Origin of the sequence: Arenibacter sp. F26102 (genome assembly GCF_023015865.1) — a bacterium.
Lineage (GTDB): Bacteria > Bacteroidota > Bacteroidia > Flavobacteriales > Flavobacteriaceae > Arenibacter.
Window position 1 is genome coordinate 36,894 of sequence record NZ_JALKBC010000008.1, and the last position, 26,960, is coordinate 63,853.

Consider the following 26,960-nt stretch of genomic DNA (forward strand, 5'->3'; position numbering starts at 1 on the left):
CGCGAGCTTGCAAATAGACAAACAGGCATTTTGCCAGTGCCAGCACAGCTTATTGCTTAAATGCAACGGCTTATACATTCTTTCACTCTGGGCCTTTACCAGCCCTTCCTTCCATAAATTTACTGTTATTTGGGCATAATAAAGCAAATGAATATAGCTAAGGGCACCAACGTGAATACTGTTTAAAAAATGGAATAGAGGTTAGTTACTATAACCCCTTTTCCATCATTTAAGGCAATAGATGATAATTGCTTTTCTTCCTTTACCTTAAAATTAAATGGTGGCGCCAATACGTTTAAACCACTTTGTTTTTTAAGTCTAATGCCTTGCCCTGAAATAATCTCCTTATTGGGAATAAAATCTTCTGCCGGCAAATGTTCTGTTATAATAACATATTTAAAAGTGGTTAACTTCCTCAATATACTTTGTACTTCAGCATTCGATAGATGTTGCAGTACTTGCCGTAATAAAGCACAATCCCCAGACGGTAAATCATCTACTGCGATATCCAAACAATGGAATTCTAAATTTTCCTCTTTAAATTTTTCTTTATTATGAGCTATAAGGTCGGGTACTATATCAACCGCAACATACTTCTTAGTATGCTTTACTAATTCTTTTCCCACATTAAAATCCCCACATCCTAAATCACAAACCACAATGGGACTTTTAAAAGAGGTTAAAAATGAAATTATAACTTCTATATATGGATTTACTATCTCAGGATGATGCGATCCATCACCCGAATAAAAATCAGATTTTCCGCCACCCCAAAGTTTCATTTCATAAACCTGTGCCATAGCTTCTTTGGTGGGCCAGGGCTTCTTTATTTTTTTAATTCCATTTTCTTTCTTCCCCATAAACACTCAAGTGGTCTGTACAAACTAAAAATGCATAATAATATGTTTCCAATGCATTATTAAAGTAAACGTACAAATTTAAGGTAAAACCCAATGTTAAATATCCGACAGCAATGCCAACTTCGGCACCCAAATCAACACTAACCCATAAGCCAACAAAGTTAAGAATTACAGTGGCTGGAATATTTTCTAAAGTGCCGCCAAATGTATTAAGCAAAATGAAGGCAATTTTATCCGTTATTATTTATGCAACAATTAATATATGAAGGGACCATCAAACTTATTAAATCAATTGAGGATTTGAATTATGGTCAGGCACAGAAAAAATGGCCCTATTCATGGCCCTTACACAACAGCAAGAATCTTATACCCAAGAAAAATTAGACATAGAAGAGCACCAACCAATGGGATTAGAAACTTTGGGTTCCACCAACATTTCCACTTGCCGAATTCGTCAAATGCCAGCTTGGTCTGGGAGAAATTAACAAGTGCAAAAACACTAATAATTACGTAGCTGGTAGTATTGGCAAGTTGAACAATGGGCACGAAAATAGCCAAAACAACGATCCCAATGGCTATGGTTATGGTGGCCAGCACAGGAGTACGATACTTTTTATGTACCTGATAAAACAATTTAGGCGCACTGTTCTGACCAGCCATTCCATAAAGGACCCTAGAGCCCATTATGACCTGTGCCAGTACCCCATTTAAAACAGCAACCAAACTTATGACACTAATAGCATAAGCATAATGCTGCCCCTTGATCGCAACTATTTCAGCCATAGGGGCATTGGTAGCAGAAAGTATATCTAGAGGCAAGGAAATCACTGCAACCACGGCCACTGCAATATAGAGGAACAAGGCAATAATTAAACTGCCCATAATGGCCACAGGCATACTCTTCTTCGGGTTTTTGGCTTCCTCAGCAACATTTGCCAAATCTTCAAACCCAACAAAGGCATAAAAAGCCAAAAATGCGCCCTGAAACACAGCAAACACATCATAGCCTGGTGCCTCAATGAACATTTCGGAAAACTGTGAAGTTAATTTCTCCAGATCAAGACCTGCCACAAAAATAACAAATAGCAGCCCCCCAACTTCAATCAGGGTTATTAACCCGATTACGTTCAAGGATTCACCAATACCCCATATAGCGAGAATAGTCAGTACTATCATACTAAAAATAATGACAAATGCATCTGGGATTTCTATGAACACATCCAGGTACCCTACAAATCCTTTTAGAATTGCGGCCGCGGAGATGAACCCCGTAAAAATTACTCCCCAACCAACCAAAGAAGCCAAACGTTTTGAGTTAAAAGCCTCAGTTACATAAACTATTTCCCCTCCACTTTTCGGAAACCGCGGTGCAAGAAGGGAATAGGAATAAGCGGTCATTCCTGCCAAAACTCCAGCAAGAAGGAAGGATAGAGGAGCCAGTGTTCCAGAATATATTGCTACTTTACCCACCAGTACATAAATACCGGCTCCGAGCATGGTTCCAACTCCATACAATAATATTTGAACCGTACCGAGTTGTTTCTTTAGACCTACAATTTCCTTATCATTGTTCATACGTTTAAGATTTCTTTAAAGTTGGGGGAAAGTTGATTTGAGATATAAAGGAGCTGTTTATTTGCGGGCATCCCTTGTTCATGCTATGTACAATTTCCAAATCCACTTGTCCTTAACCATTAGCAAAACATATATAGTTGAAAGCTTGGCCTGTCCAAACCAAAAACTTCCCAATCCACATGGAGCGTTGAACAGCTTAGGAGGTAGCCATAAGATTTAAGATATTTCCTTCGTACTTAGATCGCTTTCGCTTCTCCCAATCCCCATACGCCTTGTTTGCATTCCAATTAGAGGGCCAACGAGTATTGAGGACAGAAGTGCTGAAAATACTATAGCCACAAATATTGCCTGCCCAATGAGTTCAAGTTCAATGGCGAGGGTAGCAACCACAATTTCCATGGCCCCGCCCGGAATGAAGATCAAGCCCATCAAAATTGACGTTTGCTGAGACTGTTTTCCCAATTTTGCCCCTAACCATGCACCCACAAATTTCCCCAAAATGGCAACTATGCAAAAGATAAGGGTTGGCCATAGTTCTAGTCCTACCAGAAAGTCGATTTTAATTCCAAGCGTGGCAAAAAAGAGGGGTACAAAGATAGCGTGCAAGGTATCCGAGACACTATTGCGAAGATCCTCCGTTACTCTTTTGGCACTTCCTGCCATGGTACCGGCAAGAAAGAATCCTAGAATAGCATGAATTCCCATCCATTGCGTTAGGGCTCCACAAAGCAAACCAACGCTTACAATTAGGGTCTGTGCCGCTGTGGGCTGCGGTAATGAGGTGGCTTCAACATGTTTTAGCGCAAAATTCAGCACCTTGGCCCCAACGGCAATACTTATAATGATAAAGACTATGACAAGCACTGCCCTCCCGCCTATGTCAATGACATTCATTGAATGGGCCGTTACCAATGACATTACAATAGAAAATAATAACCATCCAAAAATATCATTGATAGCACAGGACGAAAGGGCAAGTGACGCTTGTGGAGTTTTATTGATACCTAGATCACCCAAGGCTCGTGCTACAACAGATATGGCAGTGATAGAACATGCAACGGACAAAAATAGCGGGAATGTGATTCCGGTGGCCGCTTCCCCCCAATAGGTAGGATCATATGTACTAAAAATTGGATAGCCAATGGCAATGGGAAAAAGCACTCCAACAATACCGATTAAAATGGACGCACGGCCACTTCGGAGCGCATGCCCCACATTAACATGAAAGCCCGAAGAGAGTAATAGAAAAAAGACCCCGAGCCAAGAAACTGTTTCAAGCATTATATATTGGGGTTCACTATCCGGGAACAGCATGTTTTGCAAGTCTGGGGATACCCGACCAAGTAAAGTTGGCCCTAAAATAACACCTGCTAGAATTTCACCTGTGAGAGCCGGAATTTTGAACGATTCACAGATAACACCAAGGGTCCTTGCAACTCCTAGGAGAACAAGGATCTGCACAATAAAAAGTAGGATGTGGCTTTCGTTAAGGTAATGCATGTTATATATTATCCTATTGGACTTTAATTACGATAAAGTAGGGGTCATCGACCTTTAAAATTAGAGGGTCCTCTACTCCATGTTTTCTGTAGTTATATTCTAGAATAAAAAGCGCTTTTTACATCTTTTAATAATATTGAGGCCTCTTCAGTCTATGTATAACCAATTATTGGGTGGTTTCCGTTTTTACTGCCGACTACCTTCTTATACCAAAAACTCACCAAAAAAAAAGTAATATTATTTAGTACTGGAACACTTTAAAATCTTCTAGATTTATGACTCCTTTTGAAATGTAAATAGCGGTATTCTTGTTTGAAAAGCCGTATTTTGGGTAACGCTCTTTTGAAATACCTTTTCCAAAAAGTTTGTGTGGTGGGTAAACATAATCACCATATCTGCGTCAACGTCTGCAACAAATGTGTTGACCCCATGTATAACTGAGCTGCTTTTTAGCTCAATAAAATTTATTTTTTGATAAGAAAAATCCTTTCTTAAGCTCTCTTCCTTTTGTTGCAAATCCCCTTCAAAACGTTCATTGTCCTTATCTATATGAAGAATTTGAATCCATGAATCCATTAATTTTGCAAATGGGATAATTAGATCAATCTCTTTTTCCAGATTGTATAAGTCACTTGAATATACAATATTGTTGATACCTTTATAGCGTGCAAATTCAGGAATGGTCAGAACAGGGATGCTACTGTTTTGAATAATACCAGCAGCATTGCTTCCGAAGAGAATCTTTTTTAAGCCACTGGCCCCTTTAGTTCCAATACAAATCATATCGATATTATTTTTTAAGGCAAATATTTCGACATATTTTTCAATGGAGGAACCAGAGGTAATTTCATAGCTAATATCAATATTATGGCTATTATCATTTTTGATAGAAGCTATAAGTTCTTTCATTGAATTTTCGGAACTGGTTTTTATGGCCTCTTGAAGTTTTTGGGAACCGATTCTAGCCCTTGAAGGTGCATTGGTATCTATTACATGAAGTAAAATAAGCTGTATATCAATATCCTTACTTAAGTCTACAGAATACTTGATTGCCACATTTGATAATTCGGAAAAATCTGTTGGTATTAAAATTCTCATTTAGTTATATTTTAGGATTGAGCACTAAAGTTATCCCTCTATTGATTTTTATCCTATGATATTGGTCAGTCCTAGAAAAAACAAACACAGGAATATTTTTACGATTAATCGTCGTTTTAAAGCTGCTTTTACCGAATAGGTGTAATGTAAAGCCCTTTTCCTATAATTTCTCCCAGTTAGTATGGCATACCCTTCCGGTATCACAGAGTTGTCTTCCGCTACAGCATTGGACATATTTATTACTCAACACCCTAAAAACCGTGATCAAACTTTCATGGTCATCTTCTAAAGTCATGTAAAGCTAGTACTGGGACGCTAGTATGATAATTAAGGTTCTTTACCATTGGCCGCGACAAAATCATTCCAAAAAAGCTGTGTTTTCTATTGATGAAGGCAACCATATCGCTCCCACGAATTTCTATGAATGAATTGATCGCTGTTTGCACATCCTTATTATTCAGGGTGTGAAATGAGTGGTCCAATTCTTCAAAATAATCTTTCAATAGATTTTTATTTCTAATTTGTTCCGCATCAAGACTTTCATTTTTGCTTTGGACACTTAAAACTATAATTGAGGAATTAGAGATTTTCGCTATGTCTACCAAATTTTGAAATTCCCATCTTTTATAAGTTGATTTAAAATTTGTCGGAAAAACAATTTCCTTTATTTTTTTATAGGTAGAATTTGCTGGGATGGCCAGTACCGGGCAGTTTCTAATTTCTTCCATTGCAAGAACGGTTTGGCTCCCATAGATTTCCATTCTTGAATCGGTAGCGCCCTTAGTACCCATAACAACCAAATCAATATCCTGTTTCTCCACTATGGTTTTCATTATATCAGTTAGATTACCGCATTCAGATACGATGTGGAATTTATGATTTTTAGAATCGTTAGTAACTGATAGCCACTCGAGAATAATATTCAAGCCACCAATTGATTTTTTCTCAGAATCCTCTAAATCTTTAGTAATCGCAAACTCCATAGTATAAGCTTCAACCTTATAAGTATTAAGAATATAGAATACACAGTTTTCGTTCTTAAATAGTTCTATAGCATAGTTAATTGCGTTTTGGGCATTTTTTGAAAAATCTGTGGGACAAAGTATTCTTCGTTTCATAATTAAAATTTATGGATTCAATATATCTCTTAAATAAACAGACAACAATGATATTTGTCAGTATGGCGGGCGTAAAATATTACTGACTAATATTTTGCATACGCTCGTATGGAATTGCTTTCGATCTTTATAATTACCTATTAACGCTAGCCTGCCTATAGGAAGAAAGGCTTCCTGGGCGTTCCCGTACATCTTGTTGTTCAATTTTGCGCTTCTCCTGTTCCTTTTCAATTGGTGACTTTCCATAACTTTTCGTCCCGATAATAATAAAACCACAAAATAATTGGGAATTGCTGACTTAGGCCGTTGAAGAATGAATGAGGAATAATAATTTTCAACTGTTTAGCCAAGAATAAAACAGACCTATATGAACCTATATAAAACATTTGAAACTGAAAGACTAATATTAAAACCCACTTCAGAAGCAGATGCCGAATTTATTTTTGAGTTTTTTATACGCCCAAATGGATTCCAAACATCGCTTTGGTCGATATAATAATGTTTTCTATCATCCGAAAATACACTTTTGTCTCCTGCATAATTTTTGAATTTAAATGGTGATTAATTTTAAGGCGAAATCCTAAATCAATTAATTATGAAAGCAAAATTAATTTCCGTTACAGGCGTCTGGATTCTCATTCTGATATTCGGTTCCTGCGAGAAAGATGAGCTGGAAACACAAGATTTCTCAGAGTCATTTAACAATGGGATGATCAAATCCTATAGTAGTGAAGCTGTTCTTAAATGGAATAATGCCATTTTGGTGATTGACGATTTATTCCCACCTCCAGCTGAAGCCAAGATCTATACTATGGTAACTTTGGCCATGCATGATGCACTTAATAATATAGTGCCGAAGTATGAAACATATGCTTTGAACAATTCTTCAGTCAATGCCAAGGATTTATCGAAGAAGAACATCTCACATGTAGCTGATGCTGCCGTAGCACAAGCTGCCCATGATGTTTTGATCGCCTTATATCCGTCATCTACGGAAAGTGCGAACGATTTATTATCAAGTAGTCTTGCGGCAATTACCAATGACGAGTACAAACAAAAGGGAATTGAGATTGGGCAAAATGCGGCCTCCGCAATTCTAACAAAAAGACAAAACGATATTCCACTTGGTTTTAGTACTTATAATGAAGGAAGCGTACCAGGGACCCACCAATCCAATTACATGCCTTGGTTAATGGAAAATGCGCCTATTTGGCCTGCAAATGCAGTATATGCCTCCAACCTGGCACAATTAACGCCATTTGGGATTAAGACCAGCAATCAATTTAGGGCAAGGCCACCCTATGCAATTGATTCCCCTGAATATACAGCCGATTATGAAGAAACGAATCGTTTGGGATGTACAGGCTGTACAGAAAGAACTGCAGAACAGACACAATTAGGGACTTTTTGGATCGAAAATTTATCGAGTTCCATGAACAGGATAGGAAGGTTGTTGGCCGTGAATAAAAATTTAAATGGTTGGGAAACTGCCCGATTACTTGCTATTACACAGATGGCACAAATAGATGCCATTATCAGTTCATTCGAAGGAAAATATCATTATAAATATTGGAGACCCATTACTGCCATCAGGGCTGGGGATTCAGATGGTAATGACAATACCTCGAGTGATTTAGCATGGACAACTGATTTTGTGACACCTCCAACGCCGGAATATCCTTCCACACATGCTGAAACTGGTGGGGCGGCAGCAGAGGTGTTCAAGTTATTTTTTGGCACGGATAATATTTCATTTTCTATGACTAGTCCCTACTATTTACCGGGTGTTGAAAAAGACATTTCCAGCTTCAGCCAAGTGGCAAATGAAGCGGCCTTATCTAGAATTTATATTGGATATCACTTCAGAAATGCCGTTGAGCAAGGTCTTCTGGAGGGTAGGAAATTGGGTAAATATGTCTATAATAATAACCTCAGGGAATTATAAAGAATAATCAGTAAAATTTATTTTCAAGATCCAGTCCAATATCCAGGCTGGATCTTGTTAATAAAAAATTGAAGACTTAGTTAAGATATCCTGTCAATCTCCTCCAAACAAATACCGACCTACTGAGTTGTGACATGATCAAGATTAAATGCATCGCTGGATAAGCTGTTGGAGACTTCTCTATAGTTTCTCCCAAAGGGCAATTCAATTTTTCGTATTTCTACATCATTCTTAGCGTAGGTAGTCACTTTATTGGTAGACACAATAAAGGAGCGATGTAGCGTTCAATGAATTGGTATTGAAGCCATTAGTGCCATCACATCCAAAAACAATGTTTCCTCCCAAAAGCTTCTGGAAAAACTAGGTCTGGAATTAATTGGAACAACAAAACTTCCCAATGATAATCAGGACCTGCTCCTTTATAAAATTGAAAAATAAAAGGGTACTCACGAAAAACTTTACCCTAGCAAGGTATTGGGATACAATTTGTTTTGTGTTTACTATCTTAGAGAGATAAAAGGTAAATTGAGGAATAACTTTATTCTTTTGTAGTATGTAACGCCAATAAATGAAATACCTACTTACAGGACAGGAAACCGAAAGGTTAAAATTTAGACTACTTAAAGCTGAGGATTTCGATTCTTGGGTGAATTTATTTAAAGCAGATAAAGTTGCGGAATATTTAGACCTTGATCCTAAACTAACGGAACGGGAATTATGCCAGATTTGGTTTGATAAAGCTTTTCATAGATACGAAAATAATCTGGGCGGAATGAATGTTCTGATCGATAAAAAAACAAACCGACTTGTTGGTCAATGTGGGCTCTTAGTGCAAAACATTGAAGCTACGGATCGATTGGAAATAGGGTACTCTATCCTTCCTGAGTTTTGGAAAAAGGGTTTCGCCATTGAAGCGGCTACAAAATGCAAAAATTATGCTTTTGAGAATAATTTTGCAGATTCATTGATCTCTATGATTCATATAGATAATCTAAGCTCGGAAAAAGTGGCTTTGAGAAATGGAATGATATTTGAAAAAAGGATAAAATCCTTCAATATTTTTCGGATAGATAAAGAGAATTGGAATCAATAAATACTAGTGTACAACACAGTGTGGTATGAAAAGTACTTCACATTTAGATAATCATTGGTTATTCAAAAATAACCCGTCCTTAAACCTAAAATAGGACAGTACTTTTATAAATTGGATTCACTACCTTAGACATATTAGTACGATGATTAAGGATAATTAACAATTGGATATAATTTAAAACCGAACCGCAAAGAAGTGATCAATGCATATGAATACTTTAAAAACCATCCCAAATTCAACAAACTTGTTGGTAATGATTTCCTATTTGTAGAATATAAATGCCCTATCAATATTGAAGAATATCAATTGTGGGTGGAGAATCATTTAATCACTTATGTAATTAGTGGTAAAAAGGATTGGATTGCCCCTAACAGAACGTATAAATTAACTGCAGGAGAGGCACTTTTTATTAGAAAAGGTGTTTATACCACAAAGCAATACCTGGAAAACGATTATTGTGTAATACTATTTTTTATCAACGATAAATTCATTAAAAGGTTTATTAATGAGAATGAATCCTTTCAAAAGGATCAGAAGCATGAGAAACTACATAACCTTATTTTCAATATTAATACAAATGATTCCTTTCACATTTTAATAGAAAGCATCTTTCTTTATTTGAAGAAAGGTGACTTAATACCCCCTAGCCTTGTTGAAATTAAGTTTAAAGAACTCTTGTATAATTTGGTTCTAAATCCAAAGAATAAAGAACTATTAAATTTTTTCAATTCAATTCCCGAGAGCAATAAGAGCGCAATTGAGAATATAATGTTGGAAAACTTTCAGTACAATCTAAAAATAGAAGATTTTGCCAAATTATGTGGAAAAAGTCTATCCACATTCAAACGGGAATTCAAAGAATATTTCAACACCACACCTGGAAAATGGCTAATAAACAAAAGACTGGATTATTCTAAGGTGTTATTAATCGGAACCAATTTAACCGTAAGTGAAGTGGGATATGATAGTGGTTTCAAAAATAACTCCCATTTTATCCAAGCATTTAAAAAGAAAACCAAATTAACTCCAAGTCAGTATAAAACAAATAATTCTTCCCATTAACTCCATGATTTTCTTACCTGGACTTTAGAGCATATCATTTGAACTTTTCAACAAGGCTTTACAGGTTTATTTAATTGAAATTTATACAACTAATCAAATCAATTAAGTAAGATGAAGAAAATTCTAGTTTTAATATATGGAGCATTGGCATATTTAGTATTTCTGGTTGCATTTATTTATGCTATTGGTTTTGTTGGTAATATGTTTGTTCCTAAGACAATAGATTCTGTTGGGGATTTACCCCTGCCAAAAGCATTTTTTATTAATGTTATTCTGTTATCCGTATTCGCAATTCAACATAGTCTAATGGCAAGACCATCATTTAAAAAATGGTTTACTTCCTTTGTTAACCCTGCAATAGAAAGGAGTACCTATATACTTTTATCCAGTTTGGCGCTTATTCTGATCTATTGGCAATGGCAACCTATGACTTCTGTAGTTTGGAACGTTGAAAATGAAATTATAGCTTTGATTTTAACCGCACTGTTTTTCTTAGGTTGGGTTATTGTTTTACTTTCTACCTTTATGATAAATCATTTTGAACTCTTTGGGTTGGCACAGATTTATAATAATTTAAAAAACAAAAAAACTCCGAATCCCAAGTTTCAGACCAACTATTTTTATAAGCTGGTTAGACACCCTATTATGTTGGGCTTTATCATTGCATTTTGGGCAACACCAACAATGACAGTTGGTCATCTTATGTTTACCTTAGTAACAACCCTGTACATTTTAATTGCAGTGAAGTACTTGGAAGAAAAAGATCTTCAAAAGAGTATTGGAGAAAAGTACCTAACCTATCAAAAAGAAGTACCTATGATAGTACCTTTTACTAAAATAAAGAAAAGAATTGGGTAGCTTGTATATCTGATAACCAATTATTCACAATTAAAAAATAAGACTAGGTGGGTATTAAAAAAATAATCTAATAGTGGACAGAGAGGATATAAAAATTCAATGCAAGGACGGTTTTGAATTGGCCGGGACATTGTATAGGCCAATAACAATTAAAGGGGCCATTATGATTGCTCCGGCCACTGGTATAAAAAGGAGATTTTATAACTCGCTGGCCTCCTATTTGGCAGATAATGGCTACGGAGTAATATGTTTTGACAATAGAGGGGTTGGCGACTCAAAAAAAGGCGATATCAACCAAATAAATGCCTCTCTTGTCAATTGGGGCAGGCTGGATATGTCTGCGGTACTGGAAAAATTAAAAATATCTTTCCCCAATCAATCCTACTATCTAATTGGTCATAGTGCCGGAGGACAGTTAGTTGGCTTAATGGAAAATGCTGCGGAAATAAAATCTATGTTCAATTTTGCAGCATCATCGGGAAGTCTAAAAAACATGAACTATCCCTATAAATTATTTGCCTCCTTTTACCTCAATGCATTTATCCCTTTTAGTAATTTTTTTTTCGGAGTAACAAACTCCCAATGGGTGGGCATGGGGGAACCATTACCGAAAATAGTGGCACAACAATGGTCCAGATGGTGCAACGGAAAAGGATATTCTGCCACCGATTTTGGAAAGGAAATTAAAGAACATATTTATGACGAATTAGAATTCCCTTCTCTGTGGCTGTACGCAAAAGATGACCAAATAGCGAATTATGTAAATGTAAGGGATATGACCTTAGTCTATACCAAATCGAGGGCAGAGATTATTTTGATCGATCCCAAGGAATTAAGCTCAAAGCAATTGGGCCATATGGGTTTTTTCAGTTCCAAAAACAAGGAATTGTGGACCTATACTTTGGATTGGTTAAATAAACATGAATAAAGAACAGCAACTCCCAATCATAATAATTTTACAAAACCTCCACTAAAAAACATTGGTATATTCGGATAATTATTCGTAATTTTTTATTACTATTTTTATAAAAAGTCCAAATGTACTCCCGATTGTCTTATAGGATAGGCTTTTTAAAATGTTGCCCCCATCAACATTCTTAAGCACATGAATGTAACACTATCCCGTAACCTTCATTCTGGATTTTCGATGCTATATTTTTAAATTTTAATTATTAAATATCATATCATGAAAAATGGAAATCCAGTAGTTTGGTTCGAAATTTATGTTGACGACCTAAAAAGAGCTAAAAAATTCTACGAAACAGTATTTCAACTTGAATTGAACGAAATGCCAATGCCAGATACCGCAGATGCCAGCATGAAAATGTTGTTTTTTCCGAGCAATATGGAAGCCAAAAACAGTGCTTCCGGGGCATTGGTGAAAATGGAAGGATTTAAAGCCGGTAACAATAGTACTATTGTCTATTTTATGAGTGAAGATTGCAGTAAGGAGGAATCCAGAATAGCAGCAGCAGGTGGAAGTATTTCCAAATCCAAAACATCATTGGGCGATTATGGTTTTATGGTTCTCGCAGCGGATACTGAAGGCAATATGATCGGAGTACACTCTATGAAATAAATGGAAAGCCCAACTAAACAATGTCCACCGAATAATGAGCACAATGAAGTTAACCGAAAATGGGAATGCTACTATTCTAGAGATCTTAAAAGTCAGATTTAACCAAAATATAGACCGTCATAAAGGCTTTGAATGGAACGCTATAGAAAATAGACTAAAGGACGATCCCAGCAAACTTTGGTCCCTTAACGCAATGGAGAAATCAGGGGGTGAACCGGATGTGGTCGATTTTGATTTGGAAAAGGGGGAATATCTCTTTTTCGATTGTTCAGCTGAAAGTCCAACTGGTAGAAGAAGCGCCTGCTATGACCATGAGGCCCAAGAATCCCGGAAAAAATTCAAACCCGACAACAACGCCTGTGACTTGGCAGCTGCTATGGGAGTCAACATACTAAATGAGGAGCAATACAGATATCTGCAAAAATTGGGAAAATTTGACGCAAAGACCTCCAGTTGGATACAGACTCCATATGCTATTAGAAAACTGGGAGGTGCTTTGTTTGCGGATTTTAGATACAACCATGTTTTTATTTATCATAATGGAGCCGATTCCTATTATGCCGCTAGAGGTTTTCGAGCCTCTTTGAGGGTTTGAACGAGCATAAAACTTATTGGCAATTAGGCAATAAAGCGTTGGATTCTACAATTTTATTTAGAGTCTTACAAAATAAAAACCGGGTGTTTTAAAGAGAAATAGAATTCCCTATTCCTCCAATTAACTAAAGTTTATTGCTATATTTCTTTTCTTTAATTCTAAAATCCAACCACATGTCATTCAATAGACGTAAATTTATTAGTCAATCTTTTGCCTCAGCTGCTGGAATGGCGACTGCTGCCATGATACCAACACAAATGTTTGGCAATAATTTACACAACACAGCAAGACCAGAAGAAATTATACTAAAACCCAATAATCCTGCCGGGAACAAAGAAAGCATTAAGTTTTCCGTAATAGGCTTAAATCACGGGCACATCTACGGTATGGTAGACTCGCTCATCAACGGTGGCGGCACTATGGTGGCCGTATATGCCAAAGAGCAAGAATTGTTAAAGGATTTTACCAAACGCTACCCCAAGGTTAAAATAGCGAAAAGCGAAAAGGAAATTATCGAGGACAGTTCAATTCAGGTGGTGGCTAGTGCTTCCATTCCTATCGAAAGGGCTCCCCTTGGCATTCTTGTTATGCAGGCTGGTAAGGATTTTATGACGGATAAGCCCGGTATCTTGACCTTGGATCAATTTAAAGAAGTAAAAAAAGTACAGCAGGAAACAAAGCGAATTTATTCAATAGTTTATAGTGAACGTTTAGGCAACCCAGCCTCCGTAAAGGCTGCAGAACTGGTCAGCGCTGGAGCCATAGGAAAGGTAGTACAGACTATTGGACTTGGACCACACCGCATGCGACCTGAATCTCGCGCAGAATGGTTTTTTGACCCTAACAAAGCGGGAGGAATTTTATGTGATATAGGTTCCCACCAATGCGACCAATTTCTTTTTTACACCAACTCCCAACAAGCGCAAGTCAATTATTCACAGATTGGGAATTTTAACAATATGCATAATCCAACTTATCAAGATTTTGGTGATATGAGTGTTAGAAGTCCACACGCTACTGGCTATATAAGAATCGACTGGTTTACCCCGGATGGCCTTGGGACCTGGGGAGATGGCAGAACATTCATTTTAGGGACCGAAGGCTATATAGAAATGCGAAAGTATATTGATATTGCAGGTCGTGAAGGAGGAAATCATTTGTTTTTGGTGAATCAAAAAGAAACGAAATATTACAACTGTTCCAATGTATATATGCCTTATGGCGAACAACTGGTAAACGATGTAGTGCACCGTACTGAAACCGCCATGTCCCAGGACCACTGCTTCCTTGCAACGGAATTAGCTTTAATTGGGCAGCAACAGGCTCATAAAATAAATGTTGGAACCTAAAAATTTACCTCTGGCTCACTGCGGAATTCCAAATTTATTTTCTTAGGGAGAGCTCTGAATTATTGTTATCATTAGTATAATTTTTAGGTAATATTAAAATTACCACATATACTCTTTTGATAAGCCTGCAAAAAACTGAATCTTATGAGTGGAGAAACCAATATATCCAAATTAATACATGGAATGTCCCCTAAATTAAACGAGGGCGAATACGTATTTTGTTCCGTTAAAGATATAACGACCATAGACCGCAAGGACACGATTTGTGAGTTCAAGGAAAAGGAAGGGACCACCATTGTTATTTCTAGAAATAAAGCAGACCAATTAAATCTACCCTATGAATTTTTAGCATCATGGATTACCCTAATGATTCATTCCTCGCTTGAGGCAGTTGGTTTAACCGCCCTATTCTCCACAGAATTGGCCAAAAACAAAATAAGCTGCAACGTTATAGCCGGGTATTACCACGACCACATCTTTGTTGATAAAAAAGATGCTGATAAAGCAATGCTGGTTTTAACGGCCCTGTCAGACAATGATAAGTAAGTCCAACCCTTCACTTTTAAGTGATATTTATTGACTCATTCAAAACCAAATTTCATCCTGCATTACAATATAATTACCATAAACCTGCGAAACATTTAGCTGGAAGTATTGATATGATTTTCACAGTTCAGGACTCCATTATTTTTATTATCTTTCGTTTTTTAACAAAAAAATAATCAACCATTAAAAAATTATTTAACTAATGAACAAATCAAATATTCTGCAGGCATTACTATTATTTGCCATTACTACCTTCTCTCAAGCACAGGAAATAAAGCCGACCGAAGTAAAACAGGTTATGGAAAAAGTGGCCGACTGGCAAATAGAAAATTACGAAGGCCTGTACAGTGGACATTCCAAACCACACCACCCCTTGGACTGGACTAATGGAGCACTATATGTGGGCATGGTGAAATGGGCTGCCATGGCAGAAAATGACGAATATTACGAATGGCTTAAAGAAATTGGAGAAAAACACGAATGGCAATTACACCATAGGAAATATCATGCCGATGACCACACCGTTGGTCAATTATATATTGAGCTTTATCGCAAGTATCAGGATAAGGACATGATAGAACCAACCAAGGAGCAATTTAATTTTATTATGTACCATCCGGCGCAAACTTCCTTACATTGGAAGACTCCCTATCACCAGAGCAGGTGGAATTGGTGCGATGCCCTTTTTATGTCACCTCCGGTTTGGGCAAAACTATACAATTTAACAGGTGAGAAAAAGTATCTGGACTTTATGATGACAGAATTTAAGGCTACTACCGATTTCCTGTTCGACAAAAAGGAAAATCTCTATTACAGGGACGAAAGTTATATGGGCAAATTGGACAACGGTACCAAAATATTTTGGTCGCGGGGTAACGGTTGGGTATTTGCCGGGCTTGTTAATGTAATGAACGAATTAGACCCACAAAGTAAGGAGTACAAATACTTCCTGAATATTTACAAGAAAATGGCAAGTAAACTGCTTAAAATTCAAACCCCTCAAGGTCATTGGGCCATGAGTTTATTGGGACAGGAATTTTATCCAACTCCGGAAACCAGTGGTACCTCATTTAATATTTACGGATTGGCATGGGGAATAAACCAAGGTATTTTGGATAAGGCAACCTACGGTCCTGCCGTTCAAAAGGGTTGGAACGCATTGGTTGGCCATGTAACCCCAGAAGGCATGTTAGGTTATGTTCAGCCTATTGGTGCGGCACCAGGAAAGGCCTGGGCCGACAAAACCGAAGTTTATGGCACCGGGGCCTTTTTAAGTGCTGGTTCGGAAGTATATAAACTATACGGCGGAAAATAATTACTATTTTTTAGCTCCCAGAACATTACTATATACCAATACGCCCTTCCAATAACTGGAAGGGCGTATTGGCTATTAGCTATTACATGTTCGGATTTAATAACAGTCCAAAAGAAAAAGAAGGGTGTCAAATTTTAATGGATTTAATAAACAACTGTCTACATTATACAAATTGGTCTTGTGGTAGGCTTGAATATAATTGTGTAGAAGTAAAATCTTATTCAATTGGTGCAGCCTCTTACTTATTATTGCTTTAAATTTATTCGTTGCTAAAAATGGAATGAAAAGAACATTAGTTAAGTTTAGAAATAGCCGCTTCAGGAGATTTATTAGAAAACATGAAAAATATGCCCCCGTCCTATTTTTTATTGGTGGTTTTATATTTGACACCCTCACCCTTGGGCGTGTGGATCGGCTATACGACCTAGTTGTTCTTAGCCTTCATATGACTTCCTTAACTTTTACGCTGTATCTATATAATTTAGCGGATGACGGTAAATGGGACGATACTATCTTGGACCGATTTGTAGAGTATTTTCCATTGGCAATACAGTTTTTCTTTGGTGGCTTGTCCAGTGCTTATGTTATTTATTTCTCGCGAAGCGTATCCATGTCCAAAACGGTAGTCTTTCTGATCATACTACTCATCCTACTTTTTGCCAATGAGCTGCTGAAAAAACGTATATCCAATAAGTACTTACAGTTTAGTGTATATTTCTTTATAAGCTTCACCTTCTTCACCTTTATGATTCCTGTATTCATCAAGGAAATGAGTACTCAAATTTTTATTCTATCGGGCCTTATAAGTTTATTTTGTACGTTGGCACTTATTACTATTATCTATAAAGCAAGTCCAAGTACTAGGACCGAAATACATATAGGTAAACTTATTGGTATTATACTTTTCATCTACGTTTTGATTAATTCCCTCTACTTTTTTAGGCTTATTCCTCCTGTTCCTTTGGCCCTAAGCAATGGCATAGTTGCCCACAATATTAAAGTGGAAAACAATAATTACGTGGTAACTTATGAAACTGATGAATGGTATATATTCTGGAGAAAACACCGATTAAAATATATTCAACGACCCAACGAAAATGTGTACGTCTTTTCATCAATATTTGCTCCGACCGATTTGCAAAAATCAATTTTTCATCGCTGGAAATGGTATAATGAGGATACCAAAGAATGGGAATTAATAGAAGATATTGGATATGACATCACCGGTGGCCGGGATGGTGGCTACCGGGGCTATACCTATAAAAACAATTTGAGACAAGGTCTATGGAAGGTTGAAGTACTTACTCAAGAAGAGTTGGTGCTGGGTATAATAGATTTTGAAATTATAACCAGTGAAAAATTACAGCCTAAAAGAGTAATAAATAAAGCTTTCTAAGCGTTTCCAAATCTGGAAATTAACCAATATCAGGCATGAAATAACTTCAAAATATATTGATAATTAAGGGTTTACACTAATTTATTAGCGTTACCGACATAAATGATTTAAAAAAAATTGAATTATGTGTATCCTTTTTGCTTAAAGTAAGTCTCCTTAGTGAACTTTAAATTTTATAGATATGAATAATTGTAAATGCACTAAGTGTGAATGCAGCAAATGTAATTGTGTAAACTGTTTGGAGAATAACTGCTCCTGCACCAAATGTGATTGTACAAAATGTGAATGTTGCTAAAAAAAGGTTGGTCCCTCCAGACCAACCTTGTATATTAGTGTATTATGAAGATGGAAACGGAAACCATATGGGAAAAGTTCAACAGTGAAGTTTATTTTTTCATTTTAAAAAAAGTAAGGGATACGGATATCACCAATGAAGTGATGCAAAATTCATTCTTAAAAATTCATCAGAGTATCAATACCTTAAAGAATCCTGAGAAAGTAAGGGCATGGGTATTTCAAATCGTAAGAAATGAAATTGCAAATCATTTCAATGAACGCTCAAAATCCGTTCATTCTTCTGATGTAAAATTATTCACAACTTCCAATAGTTATAATGATCTGTGTTGTTTGGACCGCTTTATAAACGATTTACCTAAACAGTACAACGAAGTTGTTGAGTTGGTTTATCTTAAGGGCAATACCCAAGTTGAAACGGCTGCATTAATTGGCATCAGTCTGTCCAACGTAAAAGCTAGAATTAGGCGCGCCAAATTAATCCTTATCAATAATTTTAACACCTGCTGTAAGTTCAAAATAAGCACAGAAGGTAAACTCATTGGGGATTCCAACTGTTCCCGTTGTATTTAGGGCTTACCTTCCCCTACTCCATGATTACTTAAAACTGCCCTGGAAAATGCCCAAGAATTATTATCTTAGGGAGGAATTGCATAATAGGATTATAACCCTTTCATATTGTACTTATGTCCCTATGCCAACATGAAAATCAAGGAACTAAAAATATACACTTCCAATATTAAGGCCCAGGCAGATTTTTATTCCCAGGTTTTGGGATTAATGATTATTGATAGGTCCCACAAACATATTTCCTTTCAAATTGGGAGTTCAATGCTTCATTTTGAGTACAAGCAGACAGCGACACCTTATCATTTTGCTATTAACATTCCTGCCAATAAAGAGGTTGAAGCCTTAAAATGGTTAAAATTTAAATGCCCGATATTAAAAGACGGAGAAGATGAAATCATAAACTTCACTGCTTGGAATGCCAAAGCCATCTACTTCTATGACGAAGACAAAAATATTGTGGAACTCATAGCCCGTAAAAATCTAAATAATGCCTCTGAACATAATTTTGGACCGGAGCATTTTCTGGAAATATCGGAAATCGGGGTCCCAACAACAGATATTGAAAGGGAATACAATACCTTAAAACATGTAATGGATATCGCTATTTATGATGGCGGATTTGGAAACTTTTGTGCCATTGGCGATGAAAACGGATTGTTTATATGCATCAATAGGGAAAGAAAAAATTGGTACCCTACCCAAGACAAGGCCTACCCTTCAGAGTTTGAATTGAAATTATCCCAGAATGAAAAAAACTATAGTCTTGAATTTAAAAATGAAAAAATCCATTTCCCTTAAATTTTTCCTCCTCTGTTTAATTTAAATACCAATTGTAAAAAAGCTTCCTTACTTTTACATGTAAACCAACTCCTAGTCTATGATCATCGACGTACATACACACATTAACAACTACCATGAAGACCGGGTAGTTTCATTGGAAGAATGCTTAAACCTACTAACCGAGACCATGAAGGAAAATAAGGTGGATTACTCTTTGGTGTTATCATCCTATAAAGTAAATGAACATCGACCCAGTACCAAGAAGGTTGTGGAAGCAATTAGTGGGCGAGATAACCTTGGGGTGGTTGCTGGCATCAGTTATTTAAATTACACGCACAGGGACTTAAGGGAAATAAGTGAATTTCTGGATGAGGGCTTGATCAAAGGTCTAAAACTTTACCCAGGCTATGAGCCCTTTTACCCCAATGACAAAAGGCTACAGGTGGTTTATGAGATGGCTGTTGAATATGACATTCCCGTGATGTTTCATTCCGGGGACACCTATTCGCCAACGGGAAGGATCAAGTATTCCCATCCGATCCATATAGATGATGTAGCCGTAGATTTTCCTGATCTTAAAATAGTCATCTGCCATGTAGGCAATCCATGGATCAAAGACTGTATGGAAGTAGTGTACAAGAACAAAAATGTGTACAGCGATGTCTCTGGCCTGGTATTGGGCAATTTCTCCTATAAATTTGAAAGGTTCATGAAAAATGAATTGGAGGAAATGATCACCTACGCCGGGAATCCGCAGTATCTACTTTACGGAACCGACTGGCCCATTTCCAATATGCACTCCTATCTCAACTTTATGAAGCAATTGGAACTTCCCGAAGAAAAAAAGGAGCTTATCCTATGGAAGAATGCTGCCGATCTTTTTAAAATAGATGTTTCCAAGCTCTAAAATGCACTTTCAATTTATTGAAGCCTACCTACAAGAACCTTTTTCTTTACTGGTTCAACATACTAATTACATCAGCTTATGTTGCTATTTGTATCTCCTTTCGTTGAGGCGGGTTTAACATAAATTAAAAATATTTCCTTCATTTCACAAGTTCAATCATTAACTACTTCCTAGCGGGAACGTAACGGCAATGATATAGAAATCAACGCAATAGATTGGGGTAAATTACAATTTGCACATATGGCCCATCTATATTCGTAGTCGATAAAAATGTTAAAATGAATAGGTACACTTGGTGCTTAATCAAAAATAATTGAATATCTTAAAGGTGAGCAATTGCTAAACAAGGTATTGTATTTAGCACTTGACAATCTGTATATCCATGACCAAATAGTGCAAATTGAATGCTCCAACATACTATAACCAATAAAGTCCTATTTTTATCCATCTGGGGCTTTTAAACAAATAGGATATGATCAAGAAGACCTTTGGTACATTTGCTGGGGTATTTACACCTACCACCTTAACCATCCTGGGTGTCATCATGTATATCCGCCAGCCATGGGTTGTTGGTAATGCAGGGGTTTTAGGGGCTTTAGGCATAGTTCTATTATCGGTTGCCATAACGCTTACAACTGCCCTAAGCCTATCTTCCATAACCACCAATATAAGGATTGGTAGTGGTGGCGCTTTTAGTTTAATATCCCAATCCCTAGGTCTAGAAATTGGGGGTGCCATAGGTATTCCATTTTACTTTGCCCAATCCATTGCAGTTGCCATGTATATTTTTGGTTTCCGAGAAGGTCTGCAAACCCTCACTCCGGATGTTAATCCCCTCATACTTGACCTATTGATTTTCGCAGTGGTCATGGGTATTGCTTTTATAAGTACCAGCTTTGCGTTTAAGATTCAATTTGTGATTTTGGGAATTATTGTGCTCTCCTTGGTGTCTATATACGGGTCACTATTTGTGAATGAACTGGATTATAATATTCAATGGACGGGCACTTACCCTGGATCTATTGAAAACGATTTTAGCGGTTCCTCCTTTTGGATCGTATTTGCCGTTTTTTTTCCGGCAGTTACCGGGGTAATGGCAGGAGCCAACATGTCCGGAGACCTCACTAATCCGCGTAAAAGTATACCTGTCGGCACAATTTCATCGGTAATAATTACGACCATAATTTATGTTAGTCTAATTTTTGTTGCCGCCGTTATAGCCTCTCCGGACGAATTGGCAAAAAATTATAATGTGTTCATAGACAAATCCCTGTACGGCCCCATAGTGCTGGCAGGCCTGCTCGGGGCTACCCTATCCTCGGCTCTGGGCTCGTTTGTGGGAGCACCAAGAATACTATTGGCATTGGGAGAAAAGAATATTCTTCCAAAAAGTCAGAAATTGGCAAAAAAATCGAAAAAAGGGGAGCCTGTCAATGCTATGTTGATCACTGCCGTGCTTGTTCTGTTTGGCATATCGTTGAGGAATCTAAATACCATTGCCCCATTACTCACCATGTTTTTTATGATTACCTATGCCATGGTAAATGTAGTGGCCCTCGTAGAGCAGACCCTGGGTTTGCCCAGTTATAGGCCAACCCTAAGAATTCCGATTATTATTCCCGCCATTGGGGCCTTTGGATCCATTGCCATCATGTTTGTACTGAACGCAATAGTTGCCCTATCTTCCCTAATATTTATAGTAATCTTCTATCTATACCTTGTAAAGATGAATATTAAATCGGCTGCAGGGGACTCCCGAAGTGGTCTATTCACGGCCTTGGCAGAATGGGCTACAAAAAAAACAAACAGTTTACGCCAAGAAAGAGAAGTACGGTCCTGGCGTCCAGACCTTTTAATTCCCGTAACAATGCCCAAAGAGCTCAGAAGTTCGTTTAAACTTATACATTCCATAATCTATCCCAAAGGCTCGGTAAAGATATTGGCCCTTAGAAATGAGAATGATGTGGAACAAAGAAACATGGAGAACTTTCTAAAAAATGCTGTAAAAAAGTTTAAGGAAAGTGATTTATCGGTTTCTTATACCGTAATAGATAATACCGACTTTAACACTACCGTTAATGTAAGCATGCAGTCGCTCAATGCGGCCTTCTTCAAGCCCAACATCATCTTTGCCAGTTTGGATTCTGCCACTTCCAATCTGGGATATTACAACCAGTTAATATTGGATAGTAGAAAGAATAATTTTGGGATGATTATTTACATTCCATACGCCACTGCCAGTCTGGCTATAGAAAAAAGTATCAACCTGTGGATGACCAATATTCCGGTAGACTGGAAGGCAACATTTAGTGTTAAGAATAATAACCTTTCCGCCTTAATATCGCTTTTAATTTGCCGTAACTGGAAAGGAAACATTGATGTTCATATTCTGAACAACAATCCTGAATTGACTTTCTCCGAAACCGATATCGAAGACCTGAACACTATGATCAGATTTCCCAAGAACACTTCAATAAATATACAACAAGGCGACTTGCTGGAGAACGTGGTTAAACAAAAGAACACCGACGTCAACATATTTAATATCGAGCCAGGAATGACTATTCACGACATGGTAAATATTGTTAATGAATCCCGTATATCGGCCGTTTTTTGTGCCGACTCCGATTATGAAAATGTTTTGGTTTAGGAAATCCAATGCCCATATGCTATCCATAATACAACATACCTTCCTAAGATGGCAAATGATAATCAATAGGTATATCATAAAGCAATAGTAGAAAATTCAAGGATATTAATAGTACAAACTGAAGTAACGTGATTTAAGGGTTTCTACTTGGCACGAAGTTTAAGTTTTCCTTTTTGAGGTATTGGCACCCTCCAGCAAAACAACCATTTTAGATTAAATGCTTGTTAAATAGCAGCTATTAAATCTTTTACATTTCGTTAAAAATGAGTATCTTAGGGTAAGTAACAAATAATTCTCAGTTATGGCAACAATTAAATCTTTGAACAAATGGGCCAATGCACATACTTATTATCCCTTGGATTTATTAAGAGTTGCATTAGGTGTTTTTCTTTTTATTAAAGGTGTAGATTTTATGTCCAATCACCAACAAATGGCAGAAATCATTAAACCATTCCAAAATCTGCCAGGAGGTATGTTGATTATGCATTATGTGGCTCCTGCACATTTTGTAGGAGGATTTTTATTGGTAATCGGCTTACTGACCCGTTGGGCAGTTTTTGCACAACTTCCAATATTGATCGGTGCCGTACTGGTCAATTTCCTTGGGGTTATGAACACAAGTAACCTGGTATTGGCTACTATTACCTTATTGGTCTGTATTTTCTTTTTATTCTATGGTTCAGGAAAACACTCCGCGGATTATTATTTAAAAATGCAGAAATAGGGCATTTAACACCGTATTTAAATTATATTTAATATTTAATTGTTTACGGTTAAACCATATTATGCCTTATACCTATATATCAATAACATCATTAAAGACGGAAGTAAAATATTGGATTTTAATAATATCAATTTTATTATTTTTTTCCTGTCGGGAGAGCAACGGTTCGGACTCCAATGTGGATGATGCACCATCGGAACAAATTACTCCTATCTCTTTTACCGCTATTGGGGACGTACCTTACAACAACGAACAGCGCGATGGCTTGATCCAAATCATATCTAGGCACAATGCTATTGATCCTTCTGAATTCGTTATCCATGTTGGCGACATTAAGCCAGGTGCCCTTGATTGCGATGAAGAAGTCTATTTGGATGTTGCGGACATATTAAAAACATTTAAGGTTCCCACCTTTATAGTTTTGGGAGATAATGAATATAATGACTGTGAAAACCCAGTTCAGGGCCTAGAGTATTGGAATAAACATTTCTTGCATTTTAACGAAAATTGGTCTTTTGAACCTCACATCACTTATCAAACGGAACGTCCAGAAAATTTTAGTTGGATGGAGAACAAAGTATTATTTATAGGTGTTAATCTGGTGGGAAGTCAGGTTCACGATTCCATAGAATGGCAGAACAGATTAACACAAAATGGCCAGTGGGTTAAAACGCTACTTGAAGAACAAAAGAGTTCGGTGGATGCAATGGTTGTTTTTGGCCATGCCAATATTGTGGAAGCTGGTCCCGATAAGTTTAAACCCTTTACAGATCTGTTCCGGGCTGCAGCACAGTCTTTTGGGAAACCTGTTCTTATGGTTCAGGGTGACGGACATTTTTGGATCAAGGACAAGCCGTGGCAAGAGCAAAATATTACCCGTTTACAAATAGATGGACGGGACACTGCAGTGAAGATAACGGTAAATACAAATCTTGATTATCCCTTTTTATTCGATAGGAATTTCTTAAATTGATGTAGCTATAAAAGAAGCATCCCTAATTAAGATTTCCTTAGTAACTTTTTACCAAAGTATTATCTAAACTAGGGATGATCTGTAAACTCAATCTACTTGGCGCCTATTAATTTTGGCTCTAAAACAGACTGCAATGATTATGTTTAGATTTCTTCGGCCAACCATGCTTTCATCATCCAAACAGTTTTTTCCTGCTGTGTAATAAACTCGCTCATCATAGCATTGGTACCCTCGTCAGAAGCCTCGTCCGAAGCTTCCAAAATTCCCCTTTCAATAATAAGAAGTTGAGAAAGTGATTCTACGATTAAACGAATAGCGTCTTCATCTTTGGTTATGTTTTTACCTACCGGCACCTTTGAGCTACTTATATAATCTTCAAAAGTATGTAAGGGTACACCTCCTAAGGTTAGAATACGTTCCGCTATTTCATCTACCTTTAAATTGGCATCGGTATACAATTCCTCAAATTTTACATGAAGATCAAAAAATCTTTTCCCCTTTATATTCCAATGAATTCCCCTCAGGTTTTGATAGTAACGTTGGAAATTTGCCAATAACTGATTTAAATCTTTACTTAAAGATTTTGATTTGGAAATATCCAAACCTATGCTGTTCAATTTCATAATATATTCTTTTAATTATACCACTAAACTACAAATTCCTTTTACCATTGAAGCTTAAATTTATTGATAGATTTTATGATTGTATAGTAATATATGATAGGTAAAACGTAAGGTGCGTCAGTGGTATGATCACTAATGACATTACTAATAATTTAACGAAAAAATATTCAAAAAATTAAAAAAACATTCTTATAATATCAGTTTTACAATAAATTAAGAAAATAATAACAAAATATCCTATCTAATAATAAGGCACTAGCTTAAATTTGATTCCCCCCCCCTTTAACTAAACCACCTAATAATGAATAAAAAAAAACTACTCCTATTTGGTATCCCCATTGTTCTTGTTCTTTTAGGCTACACCTTGTTCGGGAATACTTCGGATGAAGATGTAGCTATTACCACCAAGGTAGTAAAGGGCGATTTTCTTAATGAAGTGATTATTTCTGGGGAGGCTCAATCCACTAGCTTGAAAAAAATTAATGGTCCTGATGACATTCGAAAATTTAAACTTCGGGATGTAAAAATTCAAGATTTAATTCCAGAAGGCTCTTTGGTGAAAGAAGGAGACTATGTGGGAAGATTGGATCCCTCAGAGGTGAATGAACAGATATTGGATGCCCAATTAAACTTGGAAACCGCCCAGTCTAAATACACCCAAGAACAGTTGGACACTACCCTCACCTTGAAACAGGAAAGGACAGCTATAAAAGATTTGTTATTTGATCTCCAAGAAAATAGGCTGGAGCTTAAACAATCTATCTATGAACCTCCCGCCACTATTAAAAAGCTTGAAATAGGTATTGAACGTCTGGAACGGGATCTAAAAGAAAGAACCGAGGATTACAAAATCAAAGAACAGAAAGCCATGGCCAAAATGGTGGAAGTTGGAACTGAAGTCTCCAAAATAAGTAAAATGCTGGACGAGCTCAGGAATCTTCAAAAATCCTTCACCATACTTTCGGACGCCAATGGAATGGTGACCTATGCCAAGAACTGGGATGGTTCAAAAAGAAAGGTCGGGTCGTCCATTAGTATGTGGGATCCTGCTATTGCGACCCTACCGGACCTCACCAAAATGGAATCCAAGACCTATGCCAATGAGGTAGACATAAGAAAGATTAAAAAAGACCTTCCCGTTATAATAGGTTTCGATGCATTTCCGGACGTAATGGTAAAAGGAACCATAACCAACGTGGCCAATGTAGGGGAAGAAAAAAGAGGATCGGACATTAAACTTTTTCAGGTATTGGTGAATTTTGATGAGAATAATGAAAATGTAAGACCAGGCATGACGACCTCCAACAGGATACTGATACACAAGGAAGAAGATGTCCTTATGGTGCCCTTGGAAGCCGTATTCTCCCAAGATTCCATAAGTTTTGTTTATGCCAAGTCCGGATTGTCAATCAATAAAAAGGAAATAGAGATGGGCGAATCCAATCTAGACGTAGTAATCATTAAAAATGGTTTAAATGAAAATGAAGTCGTATATCTGAGTAAGCCGGACGGAATGGAAGAAAAGAGTATACTGTCTTTAAATTAGCTTC

At 37.0% G+C, this 26,960-nt stretch carries 25 protein-coding genes; 18 read left to right on the forward strand and 7 right to left on the reverse strand.

Annotated features, from left to right (window positions below; translation table 11 throughout):
• Nucleotides 1-182: 182 nt before the first annotated feature.
• The 6 genes from MWU78_RS12895 to MWU78_RS12920 all read right to left on the reverse strand — a co-directional run bounded on the left by MWU78_RS12895 (nt 183) and on the right by MWU78_RS12920 (nt 6,151).
• On the reverse strand, nt 183-860 hold the full coding sequence (locus MWU78_RS12895) for a class I SAM-dependent methyltransferase (RefSeq protein ID WP_246998355.1): 678 nt from the start codon (nt 858-860) through the stop codon (nt 183-185).
• Nucleotides 835-1,077, reverse strand: coding sequence for a hypothetical protein (locus MWU78_RS12900; protein WP_246998619.1), 243 nt, complete (start codon nt 1,075-1,077; stop codon nt 835-837). The genes MWU78_RS12895 and MWU78_RS12900 overlap by 26 nt, the downstream gene beginning before the upstream one ends.
• A 128-nt stretch (nt 1,078-1,205) precedes the next feature.
• Entirely contained in the window at nt 1,206-2,435 is a 1,230-nt protein-coding gene (locus MWU78_RS12905) for an amino acid permease (protein WP_246998357.1), read from the reverse strand.
• A 216-nt stretch (nt 2,436-2,651) separates the two neighbouring features.
• Nucleotides 2,652-3,935, reverse strand: a complete 1,284-nt coding sequence (locus MWU78_RS12910; protein ID WP_246998359.1) for a cation:proton antiporter — start codon at nt 3,933-3,935, stop codon at nt 2,652-2,654.
• Between the two features lie 273 nt (nt 3,936-4,208).
• Entirely contained in the window at nt 4,209-5,033 is an 825-nt protein-coding gene (locus MWU78_RS12915; RefSeq protein ID WP_246998361.1) for a universal stress protein, read from the reverse strand.
• 278 nt (nt 5,034-5,311) lie between these two features.
• Nucleotides 5,312-6,151 carry a universal stress protein gene (locus MWU78_RS12920; RefSeq protein ID WP_246998363.1) on the reverse strand — a complete coding sequence of 280 codons (840 nt, stop codon included), beginning with the start codon at nt 6,149-6,151 and terminating at the stop codon, nt 5,312-5,314.
• Nucleotides 6,152-6,746: 595 nt separating this feature from the next.
• On the opposite strand from MWU78_RS12920, the gene MWU78_RS12925 reads away from it, so the two are divergent.
• The 17 genes from MWU78_RS12925 (at nt 6,747) to MWU78_RS13005 (ending at nt 24,787) form a co-directional block, all read left to right on the forward strand.
• Entirely contained in the window at nt 6,747-8,096 is a 1,350-nt protein-coding gene (locus tag MWU78_RS12925) for a vanadium-dependent haloperoxidase (RefSeq protein ID WP_246998365.1), read from the forward strand.
• 568 nt (nt 8,097-8,664) lie between these two features.
• A complete protein-coding gene (locus MWU78_RS12930) occupies nt 8,665-9,189 on the forward strand; it encodes a GNAT family N-acetyltransferase (RefSeq protein WP_246998367.1) in 525 nt (174 codons plus the stop codon).
• Between the two features lie 195 nt (nt 9,190-9,384).
• Complete coding sequence (locus MWU78_RS22575; RefSeq protein WP_246998369.1) at nt 9,385-10,251, forward strand: AraC family transcriptional regulator; 867 nt, start codon at nt 9,385-9,387, stop codon at nt 10,249-10,251.
• A gap of 111 nt (nt 10,252-10,362) precedes the next feature.
• Nucleotides 10,363-11,109 carry a methanethiol S-methyltransferase gene (gene mddA, locus MWU78_RS12940; protein ID WP_246998371.1) on the forward strand — a complete coding sequence of 249 codons (747 nt, stop codon included), beginning with the start codon at nt 10,363-10,365 and terminating at the stop codon, nt 11,107-11,109.
• A gap of 73 nt (nt 11,110-11,182) precedes the next feature.
• Complete coding sequence (locus tag MWU78_RS12945; RefSeq protein WP_246998374.1) at nt 11,183-12,037, forward strand: alpha/beta fold hydrolase; 855 nt, start codon at nt 11,183-11,185, stop codon at nt 12,035-12,037.
• A 258-nt stretch (nt 12,038-12,295) separates the two neighbouring features.
• Nucleotides 12,296-12,688, forward strand: coding sequence for a VOC family protein (locus MWU78_RS12950; RefSeq protein ID WP_246998376.1), 393 nt, complete (start codon nt 12,296-12,298; stop codon nt 12,686-12,688).
• Nucleotides 12,689-12,722: 34 nt separating this feature from the next.
• Nucleotides 12,723-13,283, forward strand: coding sequence for a DUF4256 domain-containing protein (locus MWU78_RS12955; protein WP_246998378.1), 561 nt, complete (start codon nt 12,723-12,725; stop codon nt 13,281-13,283).
• A gap of 173 nt (nt 13,284-13,456) precedes the next feature.
• Nucleotides 13,457-14,632, forward strand: coding sequence for a Gfo/Idh/MocA family oxidoreductase (locus tag MWU78_RS12960; protein ID WP_246998381.1), 1,176 nt, complete (start codon nt 13,457-13,459; stop codon nt 14,630-14,632).
• Between the two features lie 144 nt (nt 14,633-14,776).
• Nucleotides 14,777-15,178 carry an ACT domain-containing protein gene (locus MWU78_RS12965; RefSeq protein ID WP_246998383.1) on the forward strand — a complete coding sequence of 134 codons (402 nt, stop codon included), beginning with the start codon at nt 14,777-14,779 and terminating at the stop codon, nt 15,176-15,178.
• A gap of 202 nt (nt 15,179-15,380) precedes the next feature.
• Nucleotides 15,381-16,493 carry a glycoside hydrolase family 88 protein gene (locus tag MWU78_RS12970; protein WP_246998385.1) on the forward strand — a complete coding sequence of 371 codons (1,113 nt, stop codon included), beginning with the start codon at nt 15,381-15,383 and terminating at the stop codon, nt 16,491-16,493.
• Nucleotides 16,494-16,773: 280 nt separating this feature from the next.
• Entirely contained in the window at nt 16,774-17,889 is a 1,116-nt protein-coding gene (locus tag MWU78_RS12975) for a DUF2914 domain-containing protein (RefSeq protein ID WP_246998387.1), read from the forward strand.
• A 339-nt stretch (nt 17,890-18,228) separates the two neighbouring features.
• Nucleotides 18,229-18,756, forward strand: a complete 528-nt coding sequence (locus tag MWU78_RS12980; RefSeq protein ID WP_348647088.1) for a sigma-70 family RNA polymerase sigma factor — start codon at nt 18,229-18,231, stop codon at nt 18,754-18,756.
• Nucleotides 18,757-18,885: 129 nt separating this feature from the next.
• The gene (locus tag MWU78_RS12985) at nt 18,886-19,551 is read left to right on the forward strand and encodes a VOC family protein (protein ID WP_246998389.1); all 666 of its coding nucleotides are present in this window, start codon (nt 18,886-18,888) and stop codon (nt 19,549-19,551) included.
• Nucleotides 19,552-19,630: 79 nt separating this feature from the next.
• A complete protein-coding gene (locus tag MWU78_RS12990) occupies nt 19,631-20,440 on the forward strand; it encodes an amidohydrolase family protein (protein WP_246998391.1) in 810 nt (269 codons plus the stop codon).
• Between the two features lie 472 nt (nt 20,441-20,912).
• Nucleotides 20,913-23,090, forward strand: a complete 2,178-nt coding sequence (locus MWU78_RS12995) for an amino acid permease (RefSeq protein WP_246998394.1) — start codon at nt 20,913-20,915, stop codon at nt 23,088-23,090.
• 301 nt (nt 23,091-23,391) lie between these two features.
• Complete coding sequence (locus MWU78_RS13000; RefSeq protein WP_246998395.1) at nt 23,392-23,814, forward strand: DoxX family protein; 423 nt, start codon at nt 23,392-23,394, stop codon at nt 23,812-23,814.
• A 61-nt stretch (nt 23,815-23,875) separates the two neighbouring features.
• Complete coding sequence (locus MWU78_RS13005) at nt 23,876-24,787, forward strand: metallophosphoesterase (protein ID WP_246998397.1); 912 nt, start codon at nt 23,876-23,878, stop codon at nt 24,785-24,787.
• Nucleotides 24,788-24,930: 143 nt separating this feature from the next.
• On the opposite strand, the gene MWU78_RS13010 is transcribed toward MWU78_RS13005, so the two are convergent.
• A complete protein-coding gene (locus MWU78_RS13010) occupies nt 24,931-25,410 on the reverse strand; it encodes a Dps family protein (protein WP_246998399.1) in 480 nt (159 codons plus the stop codon).
• A gap of 301 nt (nt 25,411-25,711) precedes the next feature.
• On the opposite strand from MWU78_RS13010, the gene MWU78_RS13015 reads away from it, so the two are divergent.
• On the forward strand, nt 25,712-26,956 hold the full coding sequence (locus MWU78_RS13015; protein WP_246998401.1) for an RND transporter: 1,245 nt from the start codon (nt 25,712-25,714) through the stop codon (nt 26,954-26,956).
• Nucleotides 26,957-26,960: the final 4 nt, after the last annotated feature.

Excerpts from the sequence above, each read along its gene's own strand:
- MWU78_RS12915 (WP_246998361.1), bottom strand. The coding sequence starts at position 5,033 with ATGAGAATTTTAATACCAACAGATTTTTCCGAATTATCAAATGTGGCA.
- MWU78_RS13005 (WP_246998397.1), top strand. The coding sequence starts at position 23,876 with ATGCCTTATACCTATATATCAATAACATCATTAAAGACGGAAGTAAAA.
- MWU78_RS12970 (WP_246998385.1), top strand. The coding sequence starts at position 15,381 with ATGAACAAATCAAATATTCTGCAGGCATTACTATTATTTGCCATTACT.
- MWU78_RS12910 (WP_246998359.1), bottom strand. The coding sequence starts at position 3,935 with ATGCATTACCTTAACGAAAGCCACATCCTACTTTTTATTGTGCAGATC.
- MWU78_RS13010 (WP_246998399.1), bottom strand. The coding sequence starts at position 25,410 with ATGAAATTGAACAGCATAGGTTTGGATATTTCCAAATCAAAATCTTTA.
- MWU78_RS13000 (WP_246998395.1), top strand. The coding sequence starts at position 23,392 with ATGGCAACAATTAAATCTTTGAACAAATGGGCCAATGCACATACTTAT.
- mddA (WP_246998371.1), top strand. The coding sequence starts at position 10,363 with ATGAAGAAAATTCTAGTTTTAATATATGGAGCATTGGCATATTTAGTA.
- MWU78_RS12925 (WP_246998365.1), top strand. The coding sequence starts at position 6,747 with ATGAAAGCAAAATTAATTTCCGTTACAGGCGTCTGGATTCTCATTCTG.
- MWU78_RS12965 (WP_246998383.1), top strand. The coding sequence starts at position 14,777 with ATGAGTGGAGAAACCAATATATCCAAATTAATACATGGAATGTCCCCT.
- MWU78_RS12955 (WP_246998378.1), top strand. The coding sequence starts at position 12,723 with ATGAGCACAATGAAGTTAACCGAAAATGGGAATGCTACTATTCTAGAG.
- MWU78_RS12995 (WP_246998394.1), top strand. The coding sequence starts at position 20,913 with ATGATCAAGAAGACCTTTGGTACATTTGCTGGGGTATTTACACCTACC.
- MWU78_RS13015 (WP_246998401.1), top strand. The coding sequence starts at position 25,712 with ATGAATAAAAAAAAACTACTCCTATTTGGTATCCCCATTGTTCTTGTT.
- MWU78_RS12975 (WP_246998387.1), top strand. The coding sequence starts at position 16,774 with ATGAAAAGAACATTAGTTAAGTTTAGAAATAGCCGCTTCAGGAGATTT.
- MWU78_RS12895 (WP_246998355.1), bottom strand. The coding sequence starts at position 860 with ATGGGGAAGAAAGAAAATGGAATTAAAAAAATAAAGAAGCCCTGGCCC.
- MWU78_RS12980 (WP_348647088.1), top strand. The coding sequence starts at position 18,229 with ATGAAGATGGAAACGGAAACCATATGGGAAAAGTTCAACAGTGAAGTT.
- MWU78_RS12990 (WP_246998391.1), top strand. The coding sequence starts at position 19,631 with ATGATCATCGACGTACATACACACATTAACAACTACCATGAAGACCGG.
- MWU78_RS12960 (WP_246998381.1), top strand. The coding sequence starts at position 13,457 with ATGTCATTCAATAGACGTAAATTTATTAGTCAATCTTTTGCCTCAGCT.
- MWU78_RS12905 (WP_246998357.1), bottom strand. The coding sequence starts at position 2,435 with ATGAACAATGATAAGGAAATTGTAGGTCTAAAGAAACAACTCGGTACG.
- MWU78_RS12930 (WP_246998367.1), top strand. The coding sequence starts at position 8,665 with ATGAAATACCTACTTACAGGACAGGAAACCGAAAGGTTAAAATTTAGA.
- MWU78_RS12985 (WP_246998389.1), top strand. The coding sequence starts at position 18,886 with ATGAAAATCAAGGAACTAAAAATATACACTTCCAATATTAAGGCCCAG.
- MWU78_RS12920 (WP_246998363.1), bottom strand. The coding sequence starts at position 6,151 with ATGAAACGAAGAATACTTTGTCCCACAGATTTTTCAAAAAATGCCCAA.
- MWU78_RS12950 (WP_246998376.1), top strand. The coding sequence starts at position 12,296 with ATGAAAAATGGAAATCCAGTAGTTTGGTTCGAAATTTATGTTGACGAC.